Origin of the sequence: Alistipes sp. 56_sp_Nov_56_25 (assembly GCF_001915285.1) — a bacterium.
Taxonomy (GTDB): Bacteria; Bacteroidota; Bacteroidia; order Bacteroidales; family Rikenellaceae; genus Alistipes; species Alistipes shahii.
The window spans coordinates 1,930-3,904 of record NZ_MNQF01000058.1 but is presented as its reverse complement, the minus strand read 5'-3'; the positions used below and the strand labels follow the sequence as shown (position 1 = coordinate 3,904).

The 1,975-nt window shown below is 58.0% G+C and carries 1 protein-coding gene; it reads right to left on the bottom strand.

Going from position 1 to position 1,975, the window contains the following annotated elements; translation table 11 throughout:
- Positions 1-75: 75 nt before the first annotated feature.
- The coding region (locus BHV64_RS09225; RefSeq protein WP_288115787.1) for a ParB/RepB/Spo0J family partition protein at positions 76-1,975 on the bottom strand (1,900 nt) is incomplete at its 5' end.

Here is a 1,975-nt window from a genome sequence, read left to right as displayed (position 1 = left end):
CTTATTCATAGCAATAATAATGAAAAGACGGAGCAGGCTATGTCTGCTCCGTCGGTTATTTAGTTCATGTTGTTACTATGCCGCCGTTTTCATCTCCTCAGGCATCCGGATATCGGGTTCGATATCCGGGTCCATAGGAATAATCAGCGGCTCCGGGGTGGGTTCTATAGCGGGCGTCTCGTCCGGCAGCAGCTCGGGCATCTCCGGTTCGGCATCCGGTGCCTCCTGCATCGAAACCGCCATCTCCTCGGCCTCGGCTTTTGCCTGCAAAGCGTCGATCTGCTCCTGAAGACGGGCTTTGCGCTTTTCGTATGTTTCCAGATACTGTTGTTGAACGGCTTGGCTCTGTTCCGCGAAGTTCAGGTCTGCGAAGCGGCACATCATGCCCGTCAGAAGCGTTTCATCCGTACATCCGTACTCCGGAGCCGCCGAGCGGAAATAGTCCACCAGATAAGCGCGGACCAGCGCCGCCTGCTGCTTGGCCGTAATGCGTCCCGCAGCGGCGAATTGTTCCCGGTCGGTCAGGTAAGAGCCCTCCTTGGGCCGGAAACCGCACTGACGGAGTTTCGAGTCGCTCATTACGCGCTGCATCACGGCATAGTAGAACATCTGCTGCTCCTCTTTCTGCAAGGGCTTGTTCGCAACCTTCACATCGAGGAAGACACGCTTCATATCGGTCGTGATGTGTTCGTAGCAGATTTCCCGGTTGCGGCGATCCTGCTGCATCAGCCCTTCCAGCGGAGAAGGCGGGACGACGGTGACGAAGACCTTGTGCTCATCGTCCTGGCCCTCGTTTACCGTCACTTCCCGCTCTTCGTCCTCGATCTCTTCGTAGCGGAGCTCGATATCGAGGTTGCCGATGACGGCATACTTGCGCACCCGTCCTTCCGAGATGTCGAACTCCAACCGCTGAGTTTCTTCGGCAAACGCCGCCATTTCGGCCTCGTACTCCTCCTTAGCCTCAGTAAAATCCTCTTCTGACTCGAACTCCTCGGCTTGTGGAGCGTCGGGCATCTGAGGGCCTTTATCGTAGTGATAAACGCTGTATTCCAGCTCTTCGACGTGATAGCCCTCTTTCTCAAGAGCTTCGAGTACTGCGGCAGGCGTTTCGCCGTCCGTAGCCAGCGTCGTACGCGGGTCGTCCTTCAGGAGTTTCACGGCTTTCTGTACCAAAAACTCGTTGTTCTTGCGGATCATGCACTCGCGGTTTTGACAGCCCGCGCAACCGCCCGTACATTCGTCCTTAAACAACACCTGATTGGCCGTGTTGTGCTGGCAGGAAAGGCACTCCGTCTTATCGAAGTTATAGCTTTCCAGCTTGGTCATGTAACGCTCGTAGAGACGCCGGGCGATCTCCTTGATCCGCGCCGTCTTCCACGAGTTGTAGCACCCCTCGGCGAAATGATCGTCGTAGACCTCCTGCTGGATGTCGGCCGGATATTTGGCGATCTCCGTGGCGACACCCACCGAGATATCCTCCCGGTCGAGCATCCCGGCCAAAGCGTCGATCAGTTCGCAGAGTTTCAGTCGCGAGCGGATGTAGGCTTCCGACTTGCCGAACTTGCCCACGAGGCTCTCGATCGTATGCCGTCCCGACTGCAGGGCCCGCTTGTAGGCGGCGGCCTCCTCGCGCGGCCGCACGTCCTCGCGCTGCAGGTTCTCCGTGATGGCGGCATCCTCGGCCTCGGCGTCCGACAAATCCCGTACCAAGGCCGGGATGAATTTCAGATTCGCCATGGCCGCGGCCCAGTAGCGGCGCTCGCCGTAGACGATCTCGAAGCCCTCGTCCTTCGGACGCACGCAGATAGGCTGCAGTACGCCCGACTGTTTGATGCTCTCGGCAAGTTCCAGCAGCGTATCCTCACGGAAGTTCTTGCGGGGATTGTAGGTCGAATTGACGATCTTGTTCAGATCCAGCAGCCGGACATCCGTCTCGGGATGGGCTGCCGGTTGTTCGGCAGGACTGGTTTCTGCG